The 272-nt window shown below is 53.3% G+C and carries 1 pseudogene; it reads right to left on the bottom strand.

Annotation, left to right across the window (positions count from 1 at the left end):
- Positions 1-245 (bottom strand): annotated as a pseudogene (mraY, locus tag AC0L2C_RS34295) (phospho-N-acetylmuramoyl-pentapeptide-transferase); the annotation flags it as partial.
- Between the last annotated feature and the right edge of the window lie 27 nt (positions 246-272).

The following is a 272-nucleotide window of genomic DNA, read 5'->3' as shown; positions in this document are numbered from 1 at the left end:
ATTTTAAAGACACGTTTTCCGCCAGTGATCTTAAACACACTGACCTGCAACATAACCGAGACCGTTTCGATGACGAAGAGAGCACCAATAATGACCAGGAGCAGCTCAGTGCGACTGACGACGGCCATACCGGCAACAGCGCCACCAAGAGCCAACGATCCTGTGTCGCCAAGAAAAATCTGGGCGGGCTTAGCATTCCACCACAGAAACCCAAAACACGCTCCGGCGATAGCGATGGCGACCACTGCAATATCGTGAGGGTCACGCACTGC

It is taken from the genome of Mesorhizobium sp. WSM4845 (genome assembly GCF_055811455.1).
The sequence above is the reverse complement of the archived record's forward strand: the minus strand, read 5'-3'. Positions and strand labels throughout refer to the sequence as shown.